This is a genomic window from Blautia sp. AF19-1 (assembly GCF_003479155.1).
Lineage (GTDB): Bacteria > Bacillota > Clostridia > Lachnospirales > Lachnospiraceae > Fusicatenibacter > Fusicatenibacter saccharivorans.
Window position 1 is genome coordinate 326 of sequence record NZ_QUGQ01000028.1, and the last position, 26,598, is coordinate 26,923.

22 protein-coding genes are annotated in these 26,598 nt (G+C 49.4%); 15 read left to right on the forward strand and 7 right to left on the reverse strand.

Going from position 1 to position 26,598, the window contains the following annotated elements; genetic code table 11:
• Positions 1 to 293 precede the first annotated feature (293 nt).
• Together DWX26_RS15215 and DWX26_RS15220 are read left to right on the forward strand one after the other, a co-directional pair.
• Positions 294 to 1,004: a hypothetical protein gene (locus tag DWX26_RS15215; RefSeq protein ID WP_118595546.1), complete on the forward strand. Its 711-nt coding sequence runs from the start codon at positions 294 to 296 to the stop codon at positions 1,002 to 1,004.
• Positions 1,005 to 1,327: 323 nt separating this feature from the next.
• Positions 1,328 to 1,936: a hypothetical protein gene (locus tag DWX26_RS15220; protein ID WP_147326134.1), complete on the forward strand. Its 609-nt coding sequence runs from the start codon at positions 1,328 to 1,330 to the stop codon at positions 1,934 to 1,936.
• Between the two features lie 90 nt (positions 1,937 to 2,026).
• Here the strand turns inward: DWX26_RS15220 and DWX26_RS15225 are convergent, their stop codons facing one another.
• Positions 2,027 to 2,812 (reverse strand): type III pantothenate kinase, encoded by a 786-nt coding sequence (locus tag DWX26_RS15225; protein ID WP_055220943.1) that lies wholly within the window; start codon positions 2,810 to 2,812, stop codon positions 2,027 to 2,029.
• 166 nt (positions 2,813 to 2,978) lie between these two features.
• Between DWX26_RS15225 and coaBC the strand changes: the two genes are divergently transcribed.
• The 3 genes from coaBC to DWX26_RS15240 all read left to right on the forward strand — a co-directional run bounded on the left by coaBC (position 2,979) and on the right by DWX26_RS15240 (position 7,240).
• Positions 2,979 to 4,175, forward strand: coding sequence for a bifunctional phosphopantothenoylcysteine decarboxylase/phosphopantothenate--cysteine ligase CoaBC (gene coaBC / locus DWX26_RS15230; protein ID WP_118601729.1), 1,197 nt, complete (start codon positions 2,979 to 2,981; stop codon positions 4,173 to 4,175).
• A 205-nt stretch (positions 4,176 to 4,380) separates the two neighbouring features.
• Positions 4,381 to 5,151 (forward strand): TatD family hydrolase, encoded by a 771-nt coding sequence (locus DWX26_RS15235; protein WP_022461123.1) that lies wholly within the window; start codon positions 4,381 to 4,383, stop codon positions 5,149 to 5,151.
• An 85-nt stretch (positions 5,152 to 5,236) separates the two neighbouring features.
• Positions 5,237 to 7,240 carry an NlpC/P60 family protein gene (locus DWX26_RS15240; protein ID WP_118601730.1) on the forward strand — a complete coding sequence of 668 codons (2,004 nt, stop codon included), beginning with the start codon at positions 5,237 to 5,239 and terminating at the stop codon, positions 7,238 to 7,240.
• Here the strand turns inward: DWX26_RS15240 and DWX26_RS15245 are convergent.
• Positions 7,222 to 8,070, reverse strand: a complete 849-nt coding sequence (locus tag DWX26_RS15245) for an LD-carboxypeptidase (RefSeq protein WP_118601731.1) — start codon at positions 8,068 to 8,070, stop codon at positions 7,222 to 7,224. The genes DWX26_RS15240 and DWX26_RS15245 overlap by 19 nt on opposite strands.
• Before the next feature lie 132 nt (positions 8,071 to 8,202).
• Positions 8,203 to 9,237: a threonine aldolase family protein gene (locus tag DWX26_RS15250; RefSeq protein WP_055225768.1), complete on the reverse strand. Its 1,035-nt coding sequence runs from the start codon at positions 9,235 to 9,237 to the stop codon at positions 8,203 to 8,205.
• A gap of 93 nt (positions 9,238 to 9,330) precedes the next feature.
• Here DWX26_RS15250 and DWX26_RS15255 point away from each other — a divergent pair, with 93 nt between their 5' ends.
• From DWX26_RS15255 to DWX26_RS15275, 5 genes are all read left to right on the forward strand, one after another.
• Positions 9,331 to 9,534 (forward strand): hypothetical protein, encoded by a 204-nt coding sequence (locus tag DWX26_RS15255; RefSeq protein ID WP_055220935.1) that lies wholly within the window; start codon positions 9,331 to 9,333, stop codon positions 9,532 to 9,534.
• 551 nt (positions 9,535 to 10,085) lie between these two features.
• Positions 10,086 to 10,667, forward strand: a complete 582-nt coding sequence (locus DWX26_RS15260) for a TetR/AcrR family transcriptional regulator (RefSeq protein WP_022461597.1) — start codon at positions 10,086 to 10,088, stop codon at positions 10,665 to 10,667.
• A gap of 25 nt (positions 10,668 to 10,692) precedes the next feature.
• Positions 10,693 to 12,054: an alpha-amylase family glycosyl hydrolase gene (locus tag DWX26_RS15265; RefSeq protein ID WP_118601732.1), complete on the forward strand. Its 1,362-nt coding sequence runs from the start codon at positions 10,693 to 10,695 to the stop codon at positions 12,052 to 12,054.
• A gap of 14 nt (positions 12,055 to 12,068) precedes the next feature.
• Positions 12,069 to 14,039 (forward strand): 1,4-alpha-glucan branching protein GlgB, encoded by a 1,971-nt coding sequence (gene glgB, locus DWX26_RS15270; RefSeq protein WP_118601733.1) that lies wholly within the window; start codon positions 12,069 to 12,071, stop codon positions 14,037 to 14,039.
• A gap of 113 nt (positions 14,040 to 14,152) precedes the next feature.
• The gene (locus tag DWX26_RS15275; RefSeq protein ID WP_055225761.1) at positions 14,153 to 14,818 is read left to right on the forward strand and encodes an MBL fold metallo-hydrolase; all 666 of its coding nucleotides are present in this window, start codon (positions 14,153 to 14,155) and stop codon (positions 14,816 to 14,818) included.
• Between the two features lie 22 nt (positions 14,819 to 14,840).
• Here DWX26_RS15275 and DWX26_RS15280 read toward each other — a convergent pair whose 3' ends face one another.
• The gene (locus DWX26_RS15280) at positions 14,841 to 15,302 is read right to left on the reverse strand and encodes a hypothetical protein (protein WP_118601734.1); all 462 of its coding nucleotides are present in this window, start codon (positions 15,300 to 15,302) and stop codon (positions 14,841 to 14,843) included.
• Between the two features lie 215 nt (positions 15,303 to 15,517).
• Here DWX26_RS15280 and DWX26_RS15285 point away from each other — a divergent pair, with 215 nt between their 5' ends.
• Complete coding sequence (locus tag DWX26_RS15285; RefSeq protein WP_117761329.1) at positions 15,518 to 16,021, forward strand: GNAT family N-acetyltransferase; 504 nt, start codon at positions 15,518 to 15,520, stop codon at positions 16,019 to 16,021.
• A gap of 131 nt (positions 16,022 to 16,152) precedes the next feature.
• Here DWX26_RS15285 and DWX26_RS15290 read toward each other — a convergent pair whose 3' ends face one another.
• From DWX26_RS15290 to nhaC, 3 genes are all read right to left on the reverse strand, one after another.
• Positions 16,153 to 16,992, reverse strand: a complete 840-nt coding sequence (locus tag DWX26_RS15290; protein WP_118601735.1) for a TraX family protein — start codon at positions 16,990 to 16,992, stop codon at positions 16,153 to 16,155.
• Between the two features lie 294 nt (positions 16,993 to 17,286).
• Positions 17,287 to 18,162, reverse strand: coding sequence for an MBL fold metallo-hydrolase (locus DWX26_RS15295; RefSeq protein ID WP_117510903.1), 876 nt, complete (start codon positions 18,160 to 18,162; stop codon positions 17,287 to 17,289).
• A gap of 72 nt (positions 18,163 to 18,234) precedes the next feature.
• Complete coding sequence (gene nhaC, locus DWX26_RS15300; protein ID WP_117813417.1) at positions 18,235 to 19,650, reverse strand: Na+/H+ antiporter NhaC; 1,416 nt, start codon at positions 19,648 to 19,650, stop codon at positions 18,235 to 18,237.
• A 226-nt stretch (positions 19,651 to 19,876) separates the two neighbouring features.
• Here nhaC and DWX26_RS15305 point away from each other — a divergent pair, with 226 nt between their 5' ends.
• The 4 genes from DWX26_RS15305 to mfd all read left to right on the forward strand — a co-directional run bounded on the left by DWX26_RS15305 (position 19,877) and on the right by mfd (position 26,420).
• The gene (locus DWX26_RS15305) at positions 19,877 to 21,064 is read left to right on the forward strand and encodes a GTP-binding protein (protein ID WP_055225755.1); all 1,188 of its coding nucleotides are present in this window, start codon (positions 19,877 to 19,879) and stop codon (positions 21,062 to 21,064) included.
• Between the two features lie 198 nt (positions 21,065 to 21,262).
• On the forward strand, positions 21,263 to 22,222 hold the full coding sequence (locus tag DWX26_RS15310) for a TIGR03943 family putative permease subunit (protein WP_055225753.1): 960 nt from the start codon (positions 21,263 to 21,265) through the stop codon (positions 22,220 to 22,222).
• A gap of 83 nt (positions 22,223 to 22,305) precedes the next feature.
• Positions 22,306 to 22,890 carry an aminoacyl-tRNA hydrolase gene (gene pth, locus DWX26_RS15315; protein ID WP_055220923.1) on the forward strand — a complete coding sequence of 195 codons (585 nt, stop codon included), beginning with the start codon at positions 22,306 to 22,308 and terminating at the stop codon, positions 22,888 to 22,890.
• 5 nt (positions 22,891 to 22,895) lie between these two features.
• Complete coding sequence (gene mfd, locus DWX26_RS15320; protein ID WP_118601736.1) at positions 22,896 to 26,420, forward strand: transcription-repair coupling factor; 3,525 nt, start codon at positions 22,896 to 22,898, stop codon at positions 26,418 to 26,420.
• The last annotated feature ends 178 nt before the right edge of the window (positions 26,421 to 26,598 follow it).

Genomic DNA, 26,598 nt, shown 5'->3' on the forward strand with positions numbered 1-26,598 from the left:
GGAAGAAGCGCGTGTCCGCGCAAGATCTAAGAAACAGGCGTATCCGCCGATATTTTGTCTGCCGCCTAAAGCGGCCGGAAGCACGTGACTTTAGTCATGTGAGGTTCACTAGCGGTAGAGAATTTCTATAAGGGATGTTGTTGCTTTTTCTTTGATTTAAATCGAATGCATAAGAAAAATGTAAGAAAATTTTCACCAAACGTCATAGATTTTCAGAAGAATATATGGTAGTATAGGGCTAACAAAAAAAGTATGTGAAAAAAAATAACAAAGCGGAAAGGAGATGCAGGTGTATGAATAAAAAATTAGCAGGTATTTTTGCAATGTGTGCTCTGTTGCTGACTGGATGTCAGGGAGCGAAAGAGAGCAGCAAGGAAATTACGCCGCCGGATACCGGATGGGGGAAAACGGTGGATGAAGTGCTTGCCGACTGGAATCTGGATCGGGACCAGGTGGAAATTTTCTCCGAAACTAACAGTGCAGCCGCGATCGCAGTAGATACAGAAGCCACTGTTTTCGGCGAGCAAACTTCCAGAGTCATGTTTCAGTTTATCAACCTCGATCAGACCGGAGCGACGGGAAAACCAGTATTGTGCGAAGTAGACATCACCTACCCGGATGATGCCGATATGGATACCGTGAAAAAAGAGATGGAAAAATCCTACGGAAGTTCCAAAGACTCCATTACCCGCTATGAGCTGTACCAGTCGCTGGGCGACGATCAGCTCCCGGAATATACTTACAAAAAAGCAGATCAGCTTGCCGTCTGGTCCGGCGAGAGCCTGAAAGATGCGATTCCTTCCGATAAGAGCACCGAATACGAAACTGCCTGGGAAGCATACCAGCCTGGCCTTACTGCCGACAACTGGGAGAGCTACACTGAACAGACAAGCATGGCAACCGCCGTATGCGCATCCGGCGCAGAAGCATTTCCAATGTTTGAAAAAAACGGTGTCAGCCTCGAAGCTTATCCGGGACTGGTATATGAGCAGGTGAAAAAGTAATATGAAATGTAACTATTCAGAGCCATGCGAAATGAAAGAAAATCGTGAATCATGCTTGCATGAATGAACGGTTTTCTGGAATTTCATATGGCGAGAAGCAACATCGAGATGCAGCGCAAGCGGAATCGAGATGGGGTTCTGAATAGTTACTATGAAATAAGAAAGTCATAAACTCCCGGCAGTGCTGGGAGTTTTTCCGTGCATAGGGAGAGGGAAAAGAGTGTGTCCCGGAAAAATTCATGATATACTGAAAAGAGAAAATTCAACTTTTGGAAGGTTCCCGGAATGTCTGTTTTGGAAGAGAGGTGATTTCCTTGAAACGTATGAAAAAGAGAAAAATCACTGTGTTAGCTGGAGTGATCCTTTGCGTGATTGCAGGATGTCTGGTAAAAAGAATGACGGCGGTGTATACACAGAAAGAAAATCCCATTGGTCCTGAGCGGGGTACGACAGATGTTTTCCTGACGGCAGCAGATTTCATCTCAGAAAAATCGGATCAGGAACTGCTGCAGGAAATCGAAACCTTTGATACGGACAAAGCCGAGATGATTTATCTTTATATCCCGGAAGACACCGGAGCCGGAATGTCCTTTGCGATCACGCGCGAGGATCATCCGGAGGAGATGGACGAAATTCTCTCGACCATTTACGGAGAAAAAATTTCCTGCCAGAAGCCAAAACAGGTATTCAACATGACAGAGAGGATTTTGTATGATTATAACTGGTATGTTCTGATCTACGATCATGAGATGAATCAGATGGCGCTTGTATTTCTGTATTCCGATGATGTGATTGTATACAATGGTCATGTACTTCAGACAACAGAAACGTATGATGAAAGCATTCGCCCGTGTATTTTAAAACTGAAAGAGGAGAATCAGGAAAAACTGAAAAGCGGAGAGGCAACACAAAGAAGGGTTGCGATTCCATAGAAAAATAGAGAAAAGCGTGCCTGGAGAACAGACACGCTTTTTAACGTCATGCAGAATGAAAAAGTCTGATGAATATTTGGAAGTACGATTTTAATTTGCACAATTCCGCTCACACAGGAACGCCAGCCCTTTCAGCAGAAGGTTCGGGTCATAGATATGAGGATGTAAAACGAGCGGTTCGACGAAGCGTGCCGCGCCGCCGGTGAGGATGAGGGTGGCGGGGGAGCCGAGTTCGGCTTCGATGCGCTGGACCATTCCGTCGAGCATCGCGGCCATGCCGACGATGGTGCCGGAGAGAATGCATTCTTCGGTGTTTCTGCCAATGATGCGTTTCGGGATCTGGAGGTCGAGCCGCGGGAGCTGGGCGGTCCGCTCGGAGAGGGCGCCAAGTCCCATATCGAGTCCCGGTGCGATGGCGCCGCCGCAGAAGACGCTGTTTTCCCGGATGACATTGAAGGTCGTCGCTGTTCCAAGATCCACGGTGATGACCGGCAGCGGATAATGTGCGGCGGCCCAGGCTGCATCAACGAGGCGGTCGCGGCCTACTTTTTCCGGTTCCGGGATGGAAAATGTCATGCCGAGATCACTTTCGGATGTGACGAGCAGCGGTTCTGTGCCGAACAGATTACGGACACATTCCTGCAGAAGCGTCAGAACCGACGGAACAACGCTGGAAATGATGACGCCCCGAAAGTCGGACGGGGAAAGATTCTTGTCTTCAAAAAGCTGCTCGATCGCAGATTCATACTGGCTGGCAGACCAGGTGTGGTTGATGTCAATCCGGGCTGTGAATTCGAGGGAATACGCTTGCTGCGGTGCGGTCCGGACGCCGCCGAGCGTAACGGTTGTGTTCCCGATATCAATGGCTAAAATCATAAAAATACCTCGCGATTATTTTAAAAGTAGAGCTCTTTTGTCCTTTTATTATAAAGCCTTTTTGCATCAATGGCAAACAGGATTGGTTGTAATCTGTTTTTCTGTCTGCTATACTTAAAACTATCATAGGAAAAAAGTTGCTTCGAGGCAGCAGAACGGAGTTACAATGGAAAATCTTCACGGAAAATGTGTTGTACTTGGTGTGACAGGCGGAATTGCCGCCTATAAAATGGCAAATGTGGCGAGCGGTCTTCGGAAAGCCGGAGCAGACGTGCATGTCATCATGACCGAAAACGCGACGCAGTTCATCACCCCGCTGACGTTCGAGACGCTGACCAACAACCGCTGCGTGGTCGATACGTTTGCGCGTGATTTTAAATATGAGGTGACGCATATTACGCTGGCAAAAGCGGCGGATCTGATTATGATTGCCCCGGCTACCGCCAATGTGATTGCAAAAATGGCACACGGCATTGCAGATGATATGCTGACAACGGTGGTGCTCGCAGCGAAGTGCAAAAAGCTGGTCGCTCCGGCGATGAATACGGCGATGCTGGAAAATCCGATTATGCAGGATAATCTGGCGACGCTGAAAAAATACGGCTTCGGCATCATCGAGCCGACCGTGGGAATGCTGGCGTGCAAGGACGTCGGAAAAGGAAAACTGCCGGACCCGGAGGTGCTGCTCGATTATATCGCGATGGAGCTTGCCCGCGAAAAGACGCTCGCTGGTGTGCGTGTCACCGTGACTGCAGGCCCGACGCAGGAATCCCTCGATCCGGTGCGGTATCTGACGAACCATAGCAGCGGCCGCATGGGATACGCGATTGCGCGGGAGGCGATGCTCCGCGGCGCGCAGGTAACGCTGATTTCCGGCCCGGTTTCATTAGCCCCGGTTCCAGGCGTTGCGATGCGACCGGTGACGACGGCGAAGGACATGCTGGAGGCGGTGCGGGAGACATTGCCGGAGACGGATATTCTGATTAAGGCGGCCGCGGTTGCTGATTACCGGCCTGTGACGGTGGCGGATCAGAAAATCAAAAAGAAGGACGGTGACATGAGCATTCCGCTGGAGCGCACCGACGATATTCTGGGATGGGTGGAAAAGAACCGTCATCCGGGGTTGTTTGTGTGCGGCTTCTCGATGGAAACCGAGAACATGGTGGAAAACTCGCGTGCGAAGCTGGAGAAGAAGCATCTGGACATGATCGCGGCAAACAATTTGAAGACAGAGGGTGCCGGCTTCGGTGTGGCGACGAATGTGGTGACGCTGATCACGAAGGACGGCATCAAGGAGCTTCCGCTGATGGGAAAAGACGAAGTGGCTGGCTGCCTGCTGGACGAGATTGCGGCACGGCGGTGATCTTATCGGAATCCGGCATATTTTTTCGTTTCCTGGTTGACGCGGGAAAAATGAATGCGTTATAATAAGCACAGGCGCAGCGGCGCACTTTACTTTTACGAAAACAACGAACGACAGGATAGATAAACGTGGAAACGGAAACAGGGGAAGGCTATGCAGAGCTTTCTTCCGTTTCTGTTTCGTTTTTTTAAGGAGAAATTCGGATATGATATTTGAAACACATGCACATTATGACGATGAGAAATTTGATGAAGACCGCGCAGAGCTGCTTTCCTCGATGCAGGAAAACGGGATCGGGCGTATCATCAATGTCTCGGCAAATCTGGAATCACTGGAAAATACAAGAAAACTGATGGAAGCATATCCGTTCATCTACGGCGCGTTCGGCCTTCACCCGGATGAGGTGGGCGATCTGAACGAGGACGTGATGGCGCGGATGCGGGAACTCTGCCGCATGGAAAAGGCGGTCGCGGTCGGTGAGATTGGCCTTGACTATTACTGGGACAAGGAGAATCACGAGAAGCAGGAATACTGGTTCCGCCGTCAGATTGCGCTTGCTCGGGAAGAAAAACTTCCGATGATTATTCACAGCAGGGAGGCGGCGGCCGATACGCTCCGCGTCATGAAAGAGGAAAAATCGGAGGAGATCGGCGGCGTCATTCATTGTTTTTCCTACTCTGTGGAGATGGCAGAGGAATACCTGAAAATGGGATTTTATCTTGGCATTGGCGGCGTGGTGACGTTCAAAAATGCGAAGAAGATCAAAGAAGTGGTTCAGATGGCTCCGATGGAGCGCATTCTGCTGGAAACAGACAGTCCGTATCTGGCACCGGTTCCGTACCGGGGAAAACGAAATTCTTCTCTGTATCTGCCGTACGTGGTGCAGGAGATCGCAGAACTCAAGGGAATTTCGGAAGAAGAAGTCATTGAGACAACAGAGAAAAATGCGGTCAGACTGTTTCGAGCAGAGGAATAGGAAGCGATACCAGAGGTGTTTCTTCTGTTTTATTTGTTCGGATCAATTCCGTCTGGCCGGACAAATTGAATAGGAGAAAGCGAAAATGGTTGATAAAACAATGATGGGCGACAAATGCGCCGAGCTGGTGCGCGCCGCGATGATCGGTGCGCTCGCAGTGACACTGGGAAACCCGACAGCCGTTTATGCAGCAGAAGAGGAAACGGCCGATCCGGGACAGATTGGAATTGAGATTGCAGGGGAAGCAGCCGTTGGGGCTGCTTCTTTTTGCGTGGAGGAAGATGCGGCGGAGGAGGCACCTGCGGAAGCGGAAGAGGTGACAGAATCGGAAGGTACGCAGAATGATGAGATGGAAGAGGAAAGTGGATCCGAGGGAAAAGAAGATGAGACAGTCCCGGAGGAACCGGAACCGCAGGAGCCTGACGGCGGAGAGAATGCAGGAATGACGGAACCGGGAAAAACGGGCGAGACAGAGCCAGAGGGGCCGGAAAATGCAGAACCGGGAGAGGCAGGAGAGACAGAGCCAGAGGAGCCGGAAAATCCAGAACCGGGAGATCAGGGAGACATGCCGGAAACACCGGGAAACAGTGAAATGGATGGATCGTGGCCGGGCGAAGGGGAAGATATTTCCAACGATCCATGGCCGGGGCAGGAAGAAATCGGCGGCGGAGATGGGGAGCAGATGGAACCGCCGGAGGAAGAAAACGGATCTGCAGGAAGTGATGATGCAGCTGGTGGGGACAAGACGGCAGAAGTCTCTTCGGATTCTGATTTATCACAGTCTGCGGAACCGCCAGCCGCCGAGGCTGAACCCGTCTTTTCGGCAGAGCAGGAAGCTGAGCGCACGCGGGAAAGCTACAGTGAGTGGCAGGCGGCAGAAGCTGAAAAAGTCACGATTTCCCGTATGCCGTGGCTGTTTCATACGGTTGAAAAAACATATGCTATCGCCGATGTAAATTCCTGGCTTCACGTGCGCGAAGGAAAAGGCACAAATCAGAAAATCGTCGGAATCCTGCCGAAGGGAAGCCTCTGTTATATTTTAGCGGATGCGGATTCTGACTGGGTTTATGTGGAATCCGGCGATGTCCGTGGATTTGTCTGCGCGCGGTATCTCCTGCGCGGAGAAGAGGCTGAAAAAGAGGTAAACCGTTGGCAGGAGGAAAGTTTTCCCATGGCGGAAATGTGGGTGAAGCCATGGAATAATAAGGCGTACACCTATACATATGCAACGACGAGAACACTTCTTTCTTCTGACGAAGCGCGCGGCGAGGTCCTGCAGTACGCGAAAAAATTCCTGGGAAATCCGTACGTCTGGGGCGGGACGAGTCTTACAAACGGCTGCGACTGTTCCGGCTTTGCCCAGCAGATTTTTGCTAATTTCGGGTATACCCTTCCGAGAACCTCACGCCAGCAGGCGAAAGCTGGAACACGCATTCCGGTGCAGGAGGCAAAGCCTGGTGATCTGCTGTTTTACCAGCGGGAGAGCGGGTTTATTTACCATGTCATGATTTATCTCGGTGATGGAAAAGTAATCCACGCTGGAAGCGAGGCGACGGGGATTCTGATTTCAGATTTTAACTATGAGAAATCGACAGAATTTGCTGTGCGGGTGATTTCGGAGGAAATACGTGAGAGCAAAATAGAAACGGGAGATGTGGATAATGGGAGAAAAGAAGGAAACTCTGTGGATAACCAGACAACAGAAAACGGGAATGGTGGAAAACAGAAGGCGGGAGCAGAAAATGTGCAGAATACAAGTGCAGAAAACAGTACCGCAGGTGATCGGTTGGAAAGCGCTTCGGGAAAATATCTCGGCAATTTTAAACTGACCGCTTACTGCAACTGCGCCGTCTGCTGTGGCCGCTGGGCGGGCGGCCCGACCGCATCCGGAAAAATGCCGGTGCAGGGCCGGACCATTGCAACCGGCGTTCTGCCGTTTGGAACGAAGCTGAATATCGGCGGAAAAATTTACACGGTCGAGGACCGCGGCACGCCGTACGGCCACATTGATATCTATATGGAACGCCATGCAGACGCAGAGGAGTTCGGCGTGCGCTACGCGGATGTATATCAGTCAGAAGAAATCTGATAAAATTTGCCGATCACGGCGGCATGTGCATCCGTGCCGTGGCCGATATACGGAGTCCTTGCAATCGGGAGATCCGGTCCGGCCGCCTGGCGGACAAGCTGCGGCATATCCGGCGTCAGCTGGTCGCGTTCCATCTGGGAAAATGTTCCGAGGAGAATACCATTGATCTGTTCAAAGGCATGCATCATTTTCAGCTGGGACAGAAACGTAACCATCTGCGGAACGCCGCCGCCCATGGCTTCGAGGAGCAGGATTTTTCCGCGGAAATCCGGCTGAAAATCCGTTCCGGCGAGCTTCAGAAAACAGCGGATATTTCCGCCGATCATCACACCTTCCATGTGATCGCCCTGCAGAAATGTGCAAGGGAGGTCGAAGAGGCTGGGAGACTGCCCGGAAAAAGCGTTTTGGAACAGAGTGATCTGTTCGGCGCTGTGGTCGTACAGCAGATTTCGAACCTGATACAGCATCGACTCATTTCCAGTCGCAGTCGTGACAGCATTGACAATCGTTGTGAGATCACTGTATCCCCAGAAGCGCTTGCCGGAGGCGGCGATGACAGAAAAATCCAGATACGGCAGAACTTCATTCGCCATATCGCCGCCGGAAACATCAAAAATATCCGTGATTTCTGGGTCACAGTAAAGGTTCATCAATGCATCCGCCCGCTCCGCGCCCGTGCCGGAAAAGCCGGAACCGTTGTCGAAGAGGCAGGGGCTTAAAACAGGATCGAAGCCCAGCTTCCGCAGAATCTGACAGAGACGCGCCAGATCGGCGGAAAAGGAAGGATGCATGGGGTTGGAGCAGGCGGTAATACCAATTTTATGAGACATAAAGATTCCTTTCTCGGAGTAAAACAAGGAAAAATCTGCATTTTCGTGGCACACCGGTACAGCTTTTTCTTTGAATTTGCAAAGCAGATTTAGAGATCGCCGGTGTTTGCAGAATGCCGTTTTGGACAAAAATTATAAAGCTTTGAGGTCATCAATCAGTGTCTGCACTTCCTCTTCCGTCGTTGCCCAGCTGGTGCAGAACCGCGCAATATTTCCGCCGTCCGCGGATTTCCCCATTGGCTCGAAAATATAGCGTTTTTCCAGAGTTTCCTTCTGCGCATCGGTGAGAATCACAAACTGCTGATTCGTAAAACTCTCCACCCAGAATGGAATCCCCTGCGCCGCAAATGCTTTGCGGAGTTTCATGGCAAGTTCATCGGCGCGGCGTGTCGCAGTGAAATAAAGATCATGCCCCAGCAGGCAGTGGAACTGCAGTCCGAGCAGCCATCCCTTTGCGAGGACAGCGCCGTTCTGTTTCATGTAGGCTTTGAACCGCTTTTTCAGCGAGTCAGCTGTAAGCACAACGGCCTCACCAAACAGCGCACCGCATTTCGTTCCGCCGAAATAGAAAACATCTGTGAGAGCAGCGAGATCCTCGAGAGAAACATCATTCTTCTCTGATCCAAGCCCGTATCCAAGCCGTGCCCCGTCCACAAACAGATACATATCATACTTCCGGCAGACCTCGTGAATCTTCGTCAGCTCCTGCAGCGAATACAGCGTTCCCTGCTCAGTCGGAAATGAAAGATATACCATCTTCGGCTCCGTCAGATACTCCGGCTCACCGCCTTCATAATAAGCCGCCGCACACGCTGCAATCTGTTCCGCCGAAATTTTACCATCCGTATTCGGCAGCTCCAGAATCTTATGCCCGGTATTTTCAATCGAAGCCGCCTCATGGCAGTTAATATGTCCGGTATCCGCCGCAATCACACTCTGCACCGGCGAAAGCGCTGCCGCCGTCACAATAAAATTCGCCTGCGTCGCCCCCGGAAAAAAATGAACCGCCGCATCCGCACAATGAATCTTCTCCCGAATCAGCTCCGCAGCCTTCTCACACCATTCATCCTCCCCATATCCACCATAACTGTTCCCATTAATAGCCCCCAGCGCCTCCAGAATCTCCGGGTGCGCACCGTGATTGTAGTCATTATTAAATCGTATCATCAGTTTATGTTCTCCTTAATTTGAATTTGAAAAATGCTGTTTCCATTATACGGCATCTGAAGGAAAACAGCAATTGGAGAACAAAAAGAGAAAATGCAAAAAAATGCAGAAGGAGGATTATCTGCATCGTACAATATTGGAGCAAGATATTTTATCCGTGAAATTTTAAAACCCTTACCGGCAACGGAAAGGTCTTTGCTGGAGGCAAAAGTTCCTGCAGTAAAGAGTAGAACCTCATGTGTTTATGCGGATTTGAGAGACTTAATTTCAGAAATGGAACTGCGAAAAGCAGCATAAACACAGGCGGATATACCGTGGACTACCTGTTATGTGGAGACCTGCCGTATCCGGCATGGAAGAAGCGCGTATCCGCGCAAGATCTAAGAAACAGGCGTATCCGCCGATATTTTGTCTGCCGCCTAAAGCGGTCTGAAGCACGTGACTTTAGTCATGTGAGGTTCAGTTCGTATAAAAACAGTATCGGAAAATAAGAAAAGAACCGACAGAGAAATCTGAGAACTAAACTAAAGATTTCCCCGCCGGTTCTTTTTCTATGCATCTATTTTCATCCATTATATATTTCGCATTGACTTTTTATATACCGATTGGTATAATGATAACAGAAACACACATAAGAAACCTGCAAAATCCAACAAAATTCGTCAAAATTGCCAAAAACTCACGCAATTCGACCATCACACACAAAAGCAGACTTCTTAAATACAAAATCAACAAAAGCATTTTAAACCAAAACAAATGCCAACTCACACGTAACAAACAACCACCCAAACACACCGCGGCCAGGCGAACTCCAGAGAGCGTCCCTTCCGCAACAAAGAGGATTCAAAATGGACAATCGTCAGCTAATCATGAACTCAGCTCTGACCCTCTTCTACGAAAGCGGGTACGACGCCGTCGGTGTTCAGCAGATCGTAGACTCCGCCGGAGTATCCAAACCAACCCTGTACTATTACTTCGGCAGCAAACAAGGCCTCCTCGAAGCCCTGCTAAACGAGCACTTTCAGCCCATGGAACAAAAACTCATCGAAGCCTCCGAAACCGGGAAAAACATCCCCGAAAAACTGTACCGCATCGCGCGTGCCTTCTTCAACGGAGCCTCCGAAGACCCGAAATTCCATATGCTGATGATGGCACTGTTCTATTCCGGAAGAAAAAGCGAAGGCTTCCGCACCGTATACCCCATGATTGACCGGTTCTATCACCTGTGCGTCGACGTCTTCGACAACGCCAGCGCCGAACTCGGCAACATGAACGGCCGTCAGGAACAATTCGCCGTAGGCTTCTCCGGAATCCTGATGCACTACCTGATGATGACAGCAGGAGATCAATCCGATCTTTCCAACCTCGTCGTCCGGGACGAAGAAGTCTACCGTCTGGTACACCAGTTCATGTATGGAATTTACTCATAACCCAAAAACAAGGAGGACAAACAAAATGGCACCATGGTATGAAGAGGCAGAATTTTATCACATCTATCCGATCGGACTGACCGGCGCGCCGAGAAAAAATGAATCGGAAGAAACCGTACACCGCTTTTCCACACTGGAACAGTGGCTTCCGCACATCGCAGATCTCGGTTGTACCGCAATCTATATCGGCCCCTTGTTTGAATCAACCACACATGGATACGACACAAAAGATTACAAACAGGTAGACCGCCGCTTAGGCGACAACGCGGACTTTGCCGCATACGTAAAAAAAGCCCACGAACTCGGCATCAAAGTCGTCGTAGACGGTGTCTTCAACCACACCGGCCGCGAATTCTTTGCCTTCCGCGACATTCAGGAAAAAAGAGAACAGTCCCCGTACTGCGGATGGTACAAAGGAATCTGGTTCGGCGGAAACACCTGCTATAACGACGGATTCTCCTACGAAGCATGGAGAAACTGCTTCGAACTCGTCAACCTGAATCTCCAGAACCAGCAGGTCCGCGACTATCTCCTTGATGTCATCGACTTCTGGATCGACGAATTCGACATCGACGGCATCCGTCTCGACTGCGCCGACTGCCTGGATTTCGGCTTCATGGAGCAGATGCGCGCACGCACATCCGCCAAAAAACAGGACTTCTGGCTGATGGGCGAAGTCATCCACGGCGACTATGCGCGCTACATCGGAGACGGCCAGCATCTGCTGCACAGTGTCACAAACTACGAGCTTCACAAAGGACTTTATTCGGGACATAACGATCATAACTACTTCGAAATTGCACATACGATCCGCCGCGAATTTGACGAAAACGGCGGCATTTACAAAGGAAAGAAACTGTACAGCTTCGTTGACAATCACGACGTAGACCGTCTGGCCAGCAAGCTGAACGTAAAAGAAAACATGATTCCAATTTATGCGCTGCTGTACTTCCTGCCGGGCATCCCGTCCATCTATTACGGATCGGAATTCGGCATCGAGGGAAGAAAAGAAGGCGGAAACGACGATCCGCTGCGTCCGGCGCTGAATCTGGAAGAACTGGAGAAAAATCCGCCGGCAGAAAAACTTCCGGCATGGATCAAAACATTATCAGACGTCAGAAAAAAACATCCTGCAGCACGAACGGGAAGATACCGCGAACTCATGCTGACCAACCGCCAGTATGCCTTTGCGCGCCTGGATGAGACAGACGCTCTGATCACAGCAGTAAATAATGATGAAAACCAGAGTGCGGGAGTCTGGATTCCTGCATCTTGCGACGGAACATGGAAAAACGCGGTAACCGGAGAAGCCATTTCTCCGGAAAATGGAAAACTTTTTGTTGAAGTACCTCCGTGCGGCTGTGTTCTGATTGAAAAAGAAGCATAAAGGGGATTTTTTCTATGAAGGAAACTGCGAAAACAACGGCAAAAACAACAGCGAAAACCAGAAAAGCGCCAAAAAAACCGGCGGGCTATCAGCCAAGATTTTCTGAACTGGATCAGTACTTATTTGGCCAGGCAACCCATTACGATATTTTCCGGAAAATGGGTGCGCACCTGGACAAAAAAGACGGCAAAGTAGGAGCCTGGTTCACCGTATGGGCTCCGCATGCGGCGGAAGTATCTGTCATCGGCGAATTCAACGGCTGGGATGCCCATGCCAATGTGATGCGGAAAGTCGGCGAGGACGGCGTTTATGAAGTGTTCGTTCCGGGCGTGACCGAGGGAATGATGTATAAATATTACATCCGCACACCGGACGGAAGAGAACTGTACAAAGCAGATCCATACGCATTTGCATCCGAAAAACGGCCGGGTACCGCGTCAAAAGTAGCGGAAATCGAAGGCTACCGCTGGGGTGACAGCGAATGGCTGACGAACCGCAAAAAATTTGACGTTCAGAAATCCGCGCTCTCCATCTACGAAGTGCACCCGGGCTCCTGGATGAAACATCCGTGGTCCGAATCCAACCCGGACGGATTTTACAATTACGTTCAGTTCGCACATTCGCTTGCCGATTACGTAAAAAAAATGGGCTATACCCACGTAGAGCTGATGGGAATTGCAGAGCATCCGTTTGACGGTTCCTGGGGCTATCAGGTAACGGGCTATTACGCACCGACCTCCCGCTACGGAACACCGAAAGAGTTTAAATATCTTGTTGATTATCTGCATAAAAATAAAATCGGTGTTATTCTGGACTGGGTACCGGCACACTTCCCGAAAGATGCGCACGGCCTTGTTGATTTTGATGGTCAGCCGCTGTATGAGTACGCCGACCCGAGAAAGGGCGAGCACCCGGAGTGGGGAACGAAGATCTTTGATTACGGCAAAAATGAAGTGAAAAACTTTATGCTGGCAAATGCGCTTTATTGGGTAGAAGAGTACCACGTAGACGGTCTCCGTGTCGATGCTGTTGCTTCGATGCTGTATCTCGACTACGGAAAAGAGCCGGGCCAGTGGGTGCCGAACAAGAACGGCGGAAATGAAAATCTCGAAGCCGTCGAGTTCTTCAAACACCTGAATACCCTGGTGCGCGGACGAAACAAAGGTGTCATCATGATTGCCGAGGAGTCCACAACGTGGCCGAAGGTAACGGGAAGCGTAGAGGACGGCGGCCTGCATTTCTCCTACAAATGGAACATGGGATGGATGCATGACTTCCTCGATTACATGAAGCTCGATCCATACTTCCGCAAATACAACCATAACAAGATGACCTTCGGCATGACCTATGCATTTTCCGAGAACTACATTCTGGTGCTCTCGCACGATGAGGTTGTCCACTTGAAATGCTCGATGATCAATAAAATGCCGGGCGATCTGGAGGAAAAATTCCAGAACCTGATGGTAGGCTATGCTTTCATGTTCGGGCACCCGGGCAAAAAACTTCTGTTCATGGGACAGGATTTCGGACAGCTCCGCGAGTGGAGCGAGGAACGCGAGATCGACTGGTTCCTGCTGGCAGATGAGGGGCATCAGCATCTGCAGACCTTCTTTAGTGACCTGCTGAAAATGTACCGCAAGTACCCGGCACTCTACGCGAACGACTGCGGCTACGAAGGCTTCCAGTGGATCAATGCCAACGACGGCGACCGCAGCATTTACAGCTTCGTCCGCTGGTCACCGACAGGAAAAAACAACCTGTTGTTCGTCTGCAATTTCACACCGGTCGAGCGTCCGGATTATATGTGTGGCGTACCGCGCAAAAAACAGTACCGCCTGATACTCGACAGCTCCGATATGAAATACGGCGGCCCGACCGAAAAACGCCAGGTAGCCTACCGTGCCAAAGAGGGAGAATGCGATGGCCAGCCATATCGGATTGCATATGCACTTCCGGCGTATGGTGTGGCGGTGTTCAGCTTCTAAAATAAGATAGCTACTAATTTTCATTAATATCATGACCGGCAGAGAACGAAAGAGATTTCTTAAATCTGTCGGTCATTGTGTTTTGTGTTCGAAGGAAAAGAGGTGTTGATTTGATGAAAGAAGAAAGAAAAGAGCCGATACAGATTCCGCACATCCAGACAATCAACGATCACATTTCCTATCTTACACCGACAGAACATCCACTTTCGGCAAATGTTGTGATCATCGAGGGTGATGCATTTTTCTGGGTATATGACGTGGGAAATCATCCTGCGGTTTCAGAAATTCTGCAGAAAAAGTCAGAACAGACAGGAAAAGAAATTCGGGTGATTTTATCCCATTTTCATCCCGACCATATCGGGAATCTGTCGGAGATTTCGTGCGAAGCGGTTTACCAGGGGAAAAATACGTTTCGTTATACAAAAACAGGAACTGTGATAGAAGAAGATACGTGGTTTCAGGACGGTGACGTGTGGTTACATTTATTTCCGATTCCATCGAGTCATGCCAAAGGATCGCTTGCATTGGAAGTGGATGAGACGTGGTGCTTTCTCGGGGATGCGGCATATGCGACGCAGAAAAACGGACAGACCGTTTATAATGCCGAGCGCCTGCTGGCAGAAATCCGAGTTCTGAAAAACGTGCGTGCGCCGCATTTTTTCCTAAGTCACAGCGAACCGTTTCAGCAGAACAAAGAGGATGTGCTGGAATGGATGGAAGCGATTTATGAGAAACGGAAACGAGATGAATCATATATAAAAACACCCCAGCGCTTATGACAGGGAGTCCTTCGAGGCTGAATCAGTTATGCCACTTCGGCAATTCACTTTCTTTCACCGAAACTGATTCAAGATCCATATTCGACCAATATGAGCCGATATCTGAATTTGTGAAGTATTCAAAATTGCCCGTGGAAGATTTCAGCTTTCCATTCTTGACTCCATTGCAGACATAAACCAGTTCGTAGTTTGTCCCATCCGAAAGGTTAAATCGAAAACTGGTCACATCTGCGCCTGTGATTTCCTCGACTTGTTTGTCTGTCAATGATAAGTTTTCAAACATATGATACAAGTCTGTTATATCAGTTTTTGCAACGACTATTTTCTTTTCTGCTGATACCGGTGCTCCCGCATAGTGGTACATTTCGACATTTTCAACATCTCCAACTTCAAAAGGAAAGTCGATATGGACCGTTTCTTTGCTACAGCCGACCAGTACCATCATTAAAATCAGAAAGGATATCAAATTTGTCGCTTTTTTCATATCATTGCACTCCTCGTCATGTTTTTGACAGGTCAAGAGTTCAAAAATCCTCTTGCAAGCGAGCTTGCATTAGCTTTTTGAGCCTGGTATCATGATGATTTGAGTATATCATAGTTTAACCGAATCAAACAAGTCCCCTGCTTCCATTGCGAAAAGTAATAAGCAGTGGGTGGGGACTTACTTGATTCGGTTAAAAAAACAAGGGAGATGAAAAAATGAATGAAATTATAGCTTTACAGAAATATGAAAACGAAGCACAACTTGCAAAAGAGCTGATTCGAGGCTTTTGGCTGGCTCATGGTGATTATGTTATAACCGACGAAGAGGCCGCGGAGAATCTTGCTGCCTGGACAGACAAAGGGCATGTGTTTTATTTTATCTTAAAAGAAGAGATCCCCATTGGATTTGTGCATCTCGGAAGCCGCGGGGCGGAAGTTGACTGGATCGAAGATCTTTTCGTACTTCCGGAATACCAGGGAAACGGATACGGAAGTCATGCGATTGCGCTGGTTGAAGCCGAGATAAAAAAGTATTCTGAATCTGTCTATCTTGAGGTAGCTGCGCGAAATTTTGGAGCGATGAAACTCTATCATAGATTGGGATATCATTGCCTGAACACTGTGACGTTACGCAAAGATTTTCAACCGGAGAATTTTGAAGTGATTCGCAGCGAAGAGCTTTTGGGGTATCCGTTGGAAGTTAAGAAGTATATTAAGTAGAATCTCACGCCGATTTGCGCAGCAAATCCAGACCTCTCCACCTCCCGCCTCAATGTCAGCCCGGAAGTGCGTCTGTGTCGTCTGGGACTGTGTCCTGGGGCGGCGCAGGTGCACTTCCGGGTGTCCGTTTTTTAAACAACCGCAACCCCCGCCATCCCCAGTACCGCCGCAATCGCAAACAGCACCAGCAGATGCACCGGATAAAACGCATAAAACGGATACTTCAGATTCAATCCCCGTTTTCCGTTATAAAAATGCACCGGAATCATAGCCAGAAAACAGGTGATTTCATTCAGACTCAACAGCGTAAGCACCGCACACCCGATTCCGATACAGTACATTTTATTCTTTCTCATATTATACATCAGCACAATCGTCAGAATTCCCATTGCACTGTAATCTGTCTTCAACAGCGTGGCCACTGCACAGGCTGCCACAATCACCAGCAGCTTGCCAACCGAAACCTTCCAGTTCGCCCTCTGCCATGCACCGGCATCTTTTTGCGCTTTTGAATCGATTTTCTGCAGAAAAATCATCATCACAAGGCCGATAAATAAAGTGAAAAATACATTCTGATAATTCAGATAAAACGGTTTTCCTGCAAATGCCAGATCGAACGGGATCTCCGAAACCAGTGCAAAAATCCCAAGATTCAGCGCATACTTTTTCACATCATGCGTATGCATGAACCCTTCAATCAACAGAAAACAGAAAATCGGAAAACTGATCCTTCCGATTGCGCGCATAATCATATCCGCATAATAAATCACAGCTGTGTTTCCGGTAGAGAGAAATGATGCGCCTCCGTCCGAAGCGTTCACCGCATTCAGAAGACCGCGGGAAATCAGGATTCGGTCGAAAAGTACAGCTGCAGTGTGGTCGATCAGCATACAGACCATCGCAATGATTTTCAAGGTACTGCCGGGAATTTTACCGGCGCTTTTTACGGGTTTCGTAGTAGTAGCTGCCATATAAAACATCCTTTCTGGAACGCAAACGAAAGGCAGACTGTGCAAGCCGTCTGCGGATCAGGTTCCTGTAACGACAAACAGCAGAAAATCCTGCTGTTTTGCCAGAGTTGTAATACTATGATTATACGTTCTGAGGAGGTTAATGTCAAAGAAAAAACAGTTCTGAAATAACGCAGAGTATGGTAGAATCTGCCAGTCGGGTAAATGAAAATAGAAAGCGTCTCCGGGCTCATCCCAAAACGAACGGGGCAGCGTACCAATTCGTAAACCAGAATTGGTACGCTGCCCCGTATTTTAAAATACATCCAGGTCTTTTCCGTTCACGACATATCCGTCATACCCTGCATCCCGGATTTCATCCAGAATCGCGGCATCGCGCCATGCCATCTCGGCGGCAAGGTTTTTGTGGTTATCCTGTACATTCATATGGTAAATCCGGTGATACGTAACGAGCAGTTTCGGATTTGCCTTTTTTGCAACACCGGCAAGATCCGTGCTTAACGTATGCACTTCCCGGTGGTATTTCTGCCATTTTGGTTCGCGGCAGGAGATTCCGGCGGCGTATTCCACTTCGTGCAGCAGGATATCACAGCCTTTCGATTTTTCTGCCACGAGATCCAGCGGAGCGGTATCGCCGGTGATGACGATTGTGCGGTCCGGTGTGGTGAATTTATAGCCGTAGCATTCCAGTGTTCCGTGGCTGACCGGAAAAGCCTCCACCGTAACCAGGTCATCCCGGTAGACAATGCCGGATTCAATTTCTGTTACCTCAACGCGGTAGCCGGATTCGTTTGCTTTTTCGAAACCGTGAATTCGGAAATCAATGTCGGTTTCATAGGCCTGTAAGATATGATCGGTCATGTGCTGTAAGCCCTTTGGCCCGAAAACTTTCAATGGAACCGGGCGCTCCAGCACCCACGGAGTAAAAATCAGATCCGGGTATCCTGCGGTATGGTCTGTGTGAAGGTGCGTACAGAAGGCAACGGTCAGAAGATCCGGCCGCAGGGCATCTACGCCGTTAAAATAGGCGGCTGAGGCCTGGCGGACAACGCCAGGGCCAAAATCTACCAGATAAGCACGGTCACCGACCACGACAGCGGAGGAAGGTCCGTTGGCATTCGGACACGCATTTGGTGTGCCGGTTCCGAGAAGAACAAGTTTTGTCTGCATTCTTTCTCTTTTCCTTTTCTTTTTTGTTTCTGTTTCTGTTTATGATTTTCTGTTACGATTTCTGCTTTTGCCTTATTTCTCTTCTTTTGATTCATTGTTTTGGGTTTCCGGAAGATGCTTAATGGAAATTCCGGTAAATCCGTAGAAAATACTGAAAACCGGGGTCAGGTAAAGCAGGAATAAGTACGGGAAAAATGCCGACCATGCAACACCAAGTGTGCCGGCCATGTATACGCCGTAGCCATGCCATGGAATCATAGGACCAGCCATAGTTCCGGAGTCTTCGAGGCAGCGGGAAAGAATTTCCGGTGCAACCTTGCGCTCTTGAAAGACAGGTGCCATCAGACGGCCGGTCAGAACGTGTGCCATCGGCTGGGAGCAGCTGATGAGGCTGGTCACGTAACCGACAATCATCGTTGCCAGGATCATACTTCCATCGCTATTGATTCTCTTTACAATCGCCTGAAGAATGTGATCCAGTACACCGAGTTTTTCCAGCATGCCGCCCATGCCGACAGCAAAGCAGATAATGGCTACGTACTGGAGCATGCTTCCCATGCCGCCGCGGTTTAAGATGGATTGTAATACCGGTTCTTCGATTGTGGTTGTGTAACCGTTGTAAGCTGTGCGGATGATGCCCTGCAGAGTATCGTGCTGCACAAAATAGGAAACAAATCCGGCAGCGAAGCTGGAAAGACCAAGTGCAGAGATCGCATTTACTTTGCAGAGGAGCAATACAATAATCAGGATGGCAGGGATCATGGTAATCCATCCGAGCTGGAATTCACCGTTTAAAGCATCGATGTAAACGGTAATGCTTCCCTCGGTATAGCTTCCGCTGGTCTGCTGGAAACCGAGAATAGTAAAAAGAATTAAGGTAATTACATACGTTGGAAGGGTGGTCCAGAGCATCGAGCGGATATGATCGCCAAGTTTGGCATCTGCAACGGCCGGAGCAAGGTTTGTGGTATCGGAAAGAGGACTTAATTTGTCACCGAACATGGCACCGCAGATGACAGCACCGGCTACCATGCCAGGATGGATACCCATGGCGTTTCCGATCGCCATCATGGCAACACCTGCGCTTCCGACGGAACCATAGGAAGTACCGGTTACAATACTCAAAATGGAGCAGAACAGCAGCGTCAGAGGCAGCAGCCAGGACGGGTTAATCATTTTTAAGCCCCAGGAAATGATGGTGGCAATGGTGCCACTCTGCAGCCAGGTGCCGATCATGACACCGATGGCCATCAGAAGGCAGAGCGTCGGGACGACCATACGGATGGCATCGTATGCGCCGGCAACAATGTTGGCGTAAGAAATACCGAAAATCTTACAAAACAGATAGATAAAAATCCAGCTTGCAAACAGGCCGATCATAGGACCGCCGGTTTTCAGGCGGATACAGACTGCGACGGATACGATGATCAGCAGCAGCAAAAGCAGTGACTGTGGCAGATTGAGTTTTTTTTCTTTCGTTCCACTCATAAAAAAATCCCCCATTCATAGGTAAAATGATTTGCCCATTCAACGCGTTAAAGTAGAAAAGACATGTAATATATTATAATGGTGAAATGCAGAAAAAGCAAGGGAAATTCTCTTGATTTTTTGTTCTATGGTTGCTATAATAAGCGTGAGTGTGGGGCGGAGGATAAACTTCGGCCCTTTTGCAGCTAACTATAAACGGAATCAACAAGATAAAGAGGTTAAATCAATGACAAGAATAGACATTATTTCAGGTTTCCTGGGCGCAGGAAAAACAACCCTGATCAAAAAACTCCTCGGAGACGCACTGAAAGGCCAGCAGGTTGTCCTGATCGAGAACGAATTCGGTGAAATCGGAATCGACGGAGGCTTCTTAAAAGATGCCGGTATCGAAATCCGTGAAATGAACTCCGGCTGCATCTGCTGCTCTCTTGTGGGAGACTTCGGCGCAGCATTAAAAGATGTTATCACCAAATATCACCCGGACCGCATCATCATCGAGCCGTCCGGCGTAGGTAAACTCTCCGACGTCATCAAGGCTGTAGACGGTGTAGAAAAAGAAGCAGGCGTAGCCCTGAATTCCGCAACAACCGTAGTCGACGTTATGAAATGCAAAATGTATCTCAGAAACTTCGGCGAATTCTTCGAGAATCAGGTAAAGAGCGCAGGAACCATCATCCTGAGCCGTACCGATAAAGCCGATACGGAAAAAGTAGAGGCAGCAGTAAAGATGCTCCGCGAACTGAATCCGGAAGCACACATTATTACCACACCGGTTGAAGTACTGGGTGGTAAGAAAGTACTCGATACGATGGAAGGTGCCATCATCAACCTTGCGCAGGTAGAAGAGGAAGAGCATCATCACCATCATCATGACCACGACGAGTGCTGCTGCGGCCATGACCACGATGAGGAGCATGAGCACCATCATCACGATCATGATGAGGACGAACATGAACATCATCACCACGACCATGACGGCGAGTGCTGCTGCGGCCACGATCACGACGAGGAGCATGAGCATCATCACCACGACCATGATGACGAGTGCTGTTGCGGCCATGATCACGACCATGAGCATCATCATCACCACGATGACGAGTGCGGCTGCGGTCATGATCATCATCACCATCATCACGCAGACGAAGTTTTCACAAGCTGGGGTCAGGAGACTGTGAAGACCTTCACCAAAGAGCAGATTGAAGGCATCTTAAAGAAACTTTCCGAGGATACCGCTTATGGTATGGTTCTTCGGGCCAAAGGTATGGTAGCAGGCGCCGATGGACAGTGGATCTATTTCGATATGGTTCCGGAAGAGTACGAAGTACGTGACGGAGCACCGGAATTCACCGGAAGAATCTGTGTCATCGGTTCCAAATTAGCAGAAGATAAGCTGGCAGAGCTGTTCGGACTGTAAAAATACAAAGTAGCTGCGAAAATTACGGTCCGCAGGGTACCTGTGAACTGTAGTGAAGCTGCCGCATCAGAAACAAAATCCGATGTGGCAGCTTTTTTCTTGATTTAGAGACAAAGCAAAAGGCACGTCCGGAATCTCAGCCGCAAAAGCAAGTGCAGAAAGATTCCGGGAGTACGTCAAAGACAACGGAGGTACAAAATGTACGAAGAAGACGAAGTAGAAATTCCGATTTATCTCATAACAGGATTTCTGGAGAGTGGAAAAACCTCTTTTATCAATTTTACCGTAGCACAGGACTATTTCCAGATCGACGGACCGACCCTTCTGATCACAACCGAAGAAGGTGAAGTAGAGTACGACGAAAAAGAACTGCTCAAACACAACACCGTCCTGGAAATCGTAGAAGGACCAGAGCAGTTTACCCTGGATTACCTGAAAAAACTGAACCGCAAATACCGCCCGGAACGTATTATTCTGGAATACAATCCGCTCTGGAGTGTAAAAAAACTGGAAGAAATGGAGCTGCCGCGCGGCTGGGGCATTGTACAGGAGATTGTGACGGTCGATGCAAGCTGCTTCCAGATTTATATGCAGAATATGAAATCTGTTTTCATGGAGATGGCAAAAAATGCGGATATGGTTATGTTCAACCGCTGTCGTCCAGAAGATCCACTTCCGGCATTCCGCCGCAGCATCAAAGTAGTCAATCAGGCATGCGACGTTCTGTTTGAGAATGAAGAAGGCGAAATTGACAACATTTTTGAGGATCAGATGCCGTTTGATACCGATGCCGATGTGATCGAGATCGACGATGCCGATTACGGAATCTGGTATGTCGATATGGGCGACAACCCGGAGCGTTACGAGGGCAAGACTGTTCATTTCCGCGGTATGGTATTAAAGAGCAAGGATGTCGGAGCCGATTTCTTTGTTCCGGGTCGTATGGCAATGACCTGCTGTGCAGATGATACTTCTTTTATCGGCTATGTCTGCAAATGCGCAAGCGCCAAATCTCTCGTAATGGGTTCCTGGGTTGACGTGACTGCAACGGTAAAATGGGGCTATATGAAGGTTTACGATGGCGAAGGCCCGGTTCTGTATGCAAAAGAAATCAAACCGGCCAAGAAACCGGAGAGCGAACTGGTATATTTTAACTAAAGAAAAGGAACAATCATACATCAGACAACAGAGGGCAGGGAAAGTTTTTTCTGCTCTCTGTTGTCTGCATTGCAGGAGGAAGTATGTTTATTATAGTAGGTTTGGGAAATCCGACGCGCCAGTATGAGGGCACGAAGCACAACGTCGGATTCGACACCATCGATTACCTGATCGACGAATATCAGATCCCGTCTTCCGGTGCAGGCCACAAGGCACTGTTCGGAAAGGGCATGATCGCAGGCCAGAAAGTCATTGTCGCAAAGCCGATGACATATATGAACCTGAGCGGCGAGTCCGTTCGGGAGCTGGTGAACTATTACAAAGTGGATCCGGAGAGCGAGCTGATCGTGGTTTACGATGATATCAGCCTGGCGCCGGGACAGATCCGTATCCGCAAAAAAGGAAGCGCGGGCGGCCACAATGGCATCAAAAACATCATCGCCAATCTTGGCACCGACCATTTTATGCGTGTGAAGGTCGGCGTCGGTGAGAAACCGAAAAACTGGGATCTGGCGGACTACGTGTTAAGTCCGTTTACGAAAGACGAACGTCCCCTTGTAAATCTGGCGATCGAGCATGCGGCAAAAGCAATTGAGCAGATGCTGAACGGGGATGTGGACGCAGCTATGAATGAGTATAACCGCAAATCTGCAAACCCGGCAGAGTAAGGAAAATGAAAGCGTTATTAGAACCGATCAAAGAAATTGCCCGTTTTGACGAGCTGTTCCGTGATCTGAAAAAAGGAACCGCAGGTGTGACGGTGATCTCGGGCTGTCTGGAAAGCCAGAAAGCCCACATGATTGCAGGTCTCTCCGAGGATGCCCCGGTGCGGCTTCTGATCGCGGAAAATGAATTAAAAGCAAAAGAATTATATGAGGATTACCGGCTGTACGATGCGGAGACGCTGTATTATCCGGCGAAGGACCTGATTTTCTATCAGGCAGACATTCACGGAAATCTACTGATCCGGCAGCGGCTTCAGGTGATCCAGGCACTTCTTGAGCGGAAGGAAGTTACCATCATCACCAGTGTAGGGGGATGTATGGACTTTCTTCTGCCTCTTGGCGTGTTCGAAAAACATTGCATCCATCTGCGCAATGACAGCGAACTCGATCTGGATAAAATAAGAAAAGAGCTGGTGCAGCTCGGCTATGAGAGTACCTTTCAGGTGGAGTCGACCGGCGAGTTTTCCGTCCGCGGCGGCATTCTCGATATTTATCCGCTGACGGAACAGAACCCGATCCGGATTGAGCTCTGGGGCGATGAGATAGATTCCATCCGAAGCTTCGATGCGGAGAGCCAGCGGTCGATTGAAAACCTCGAGGAAATCATAATCTATCCGGCATCGGAGCTGATTTTAACAGAGGATACGATTGCGCGCGGCGTAAAAGCTATAAAAAAAGAGGCGAAAGCGCAAAGCACAAAATTCCGCGACAAAATGATGACAGAGGAAGCGGCAAGGATCCGCCGTGCAGCAGAGGAAATCTGCGACCGGATCGGAGAAGGCGAAATTCTGCAGGGAGCGGAGCAGTATCTTCATTATTTTTATCCGGAGACCGTCTCGTTTCTTGAGTATCTGCCGGAGAACAGCCGCATTTTCCTCGATGAGCCGAACCGCATCATCGAGTGTGCCGATGCGCTGGAAGCAGAATTTCAGGAGAGCGTGAGCCACCGTCTTGAAAAGGGATACCTCCTGCCGGGACAGGCGAAGCTGATGTGCAGTACGGCGGAGCTTGTGGCAAAACTGAACCGCCGCGGCTGTGTTGCCGTATCGCTGATGGAGCCGCAGAAGGGCGAGTGGAACATCCGCGATGAGTTCAGTGTGACGGTGAAATCGGTCAATTCGTATAACAATCAGTTCCCGCTTCTGGTAAAAGATCTGAAATCCTGGAAAAAAGCGGGTTACCGTATTGTACTGGCGAGTCCGTCGCGGACGAGGGCGCAGCATCTGGCAGAGGACCTGCAGAATGAGGAGATTCCGGCCTTCTACAGCGAGAATGAGGAGCGTGTTCTGAAACCGGGCGAGGTCATGCTGATCCACGGCGCGGCCCGCAGAGGCTTTGAATATCCGATGCAGAAATTTGTGCTGATCACAGAGACGGATATTTTTGGAAAAGAGAAGAAGAAAAACCGGAAGAAATCGGAGTATTCCGGTCAGAAAATCCAGAATTTTGCAGATCTATCGATCGGTGACTATGTCGTGCATGAGAGCCACGGTCTTGGTATTTACCGCGGTATCGAAAAAATTGAGATGGACCGCGTAACGCGTGATTACATGAAAATCGAGTATGCGGGCGGATCGAACCTCTATGTGCTGGCCACCCAGCTCGATACGCTGCAGAAGTATGCGTCCGGCGAAGCTGCAAAGGTGCCGAAGCTGAATAAAATCGGCGGTCAGGAATGGAATAAGACGAAAACACGGGTTCGCCATGCGGTAAAAAATATCGCACAGGATCTCGTGAAGCTGTATGCCGAGCGGCAGGCGTCATCCGGCTATCAGTTCGGAAAGGATACGATCTGGCAGAAGGAATTTGAGGAACTGTTTCCGTTTGAGGAGACGGACGATCAGCTTGCGGCGATCGAGGCGACAAAGGCGGACATGGAGAGCAAAAAGATCATGGACCGCCTGATCTGCGGCGATGTCGGATACGGCAAAACCGAGGTTGCAATCCGTGCAGCGTTCAAGGCAGTACAGGAGAGCAAACAGGTCGTCTACCTCGTTCCGACCACCATTCTGGCACAGCAGCATTACAATACGTTCGTTGAGCGCATGAAGGACTTTCCGGTGCGCGTTGATCTTCTGTGCCGGTTCCGCACGCCGGCAGAGCAGAAAAAAACGCTGGAGGATCTGAAAAAAGGACTCGTGGATATTGTCATCGGAACACACCGCGTTCTGTCGAAGGACGTAAAGTTCAAAGATCTTGGCCTTCTGATTGTCGATGAGGAGCAGCGGTTCGGCGTGACGCATAAAGAAAAAATCAAACAGCTGCAAAAAAATGTGGATGTTCTGACACTGACGGCGACGCCGATTCCACGTACCATGCACATGAGCCTGATCGGCATCCGGGATATGAGTGTGCTCGAGGAAGCACCGCAGGATCGACAGCCGATCCAGACCTTTGTCTGTGAATACAATGAAGAAATGGTTCGCGAGGCGATTAACCGTGAACTTGCGCGGGGCGGGCAGGTTTACTATGTCTATAACCGTGTCCAGTCGATTGCGGATATGGCGAACACGATCCAGAAGCTCGTGCCGGATGCAAATGTGGGCTTTGCGCACGGGCAGATGAAGGAGCGCGAGCTCGAGAAGATCATGTACGGATTTATCAACGGAGAGATCGATGTGCTCGTGTCAACAACGATCATTGAGACAGGACTCGATATTTCGAATGTCAATACCATGATTATCCATGATTCTGACCAGATGGGACTGTCACAGCTCTATCAGCTCCGCGGCCGCGTCGGACGGTCGAACCGGACTTCCTACGCATTTCTGATGTACCGCAGAAACAAGATGTTGAAGGAAGTGGCGGAGAAGCGTCTCCATGCGATCCGTGAATTTACGGAGATGGGAAGCGGCTTTAAAATTGCAATGCGTGATCTTGAGATCCGAGGCGCCGGAAATCTGCTGGGCGCAGAGCAGTCGGGCCATATGGAATCGGTTGGATACGATCTCTATTGTAAAATGCTCGCAGAGGCTGTCCAGGAGGCGAAGGGCATCGCACCGGCAGAAGCGTTCGAGACAACGATTGATCTGAATGTCAGTGCCTATATTCCGGACAGCTACATCAGCAACGAGTCTCTGAAGCTTGACACCTATAAGCGAATTGCGGCGATTGAAAATAAGGAAGAGTATGAGGACATGACGGAGGAGCTGACCGACCGCTTCGGGGAACCGCCGAAAAATGTACAGAATCTTCTGGCTGTTGCAGAACTGAAAGCGCTGGCGCACTGTGCGTATGTGACGGAGCTGAAACAGATGGGCGATTCGGTACGAGTCACCTTACAGCAGCATGCAAAAATCGATGTGGCGCGGATTCCGGAGCTGCTGCAGAAATACCGAGACGAACTGAAATTCCAGATGGAGTCGCTGGCGTTTGTCTACACGCCGCGGCGGAGAAATTCAAAGGAAAAGATCGATCTGCTGGAGAAGAGCCATGCACTGGTGGAAGATCTGCTGCAGATCACACAGGAGTGAAATACTCGCATAACCACAAAATCGTGTGAAAAAGGCGTGAACAGGGAAGAAAAAAGTTGCCCTGTATCAACAAAAAGGGTATAATAGGAAAAGCGTTTATAAAAATCGATGCAGGACCGGAAATTCGAACGTGTAAAAAGAAAAACTCTTTTTGAGCATACATTTCGCCCTGCATGAG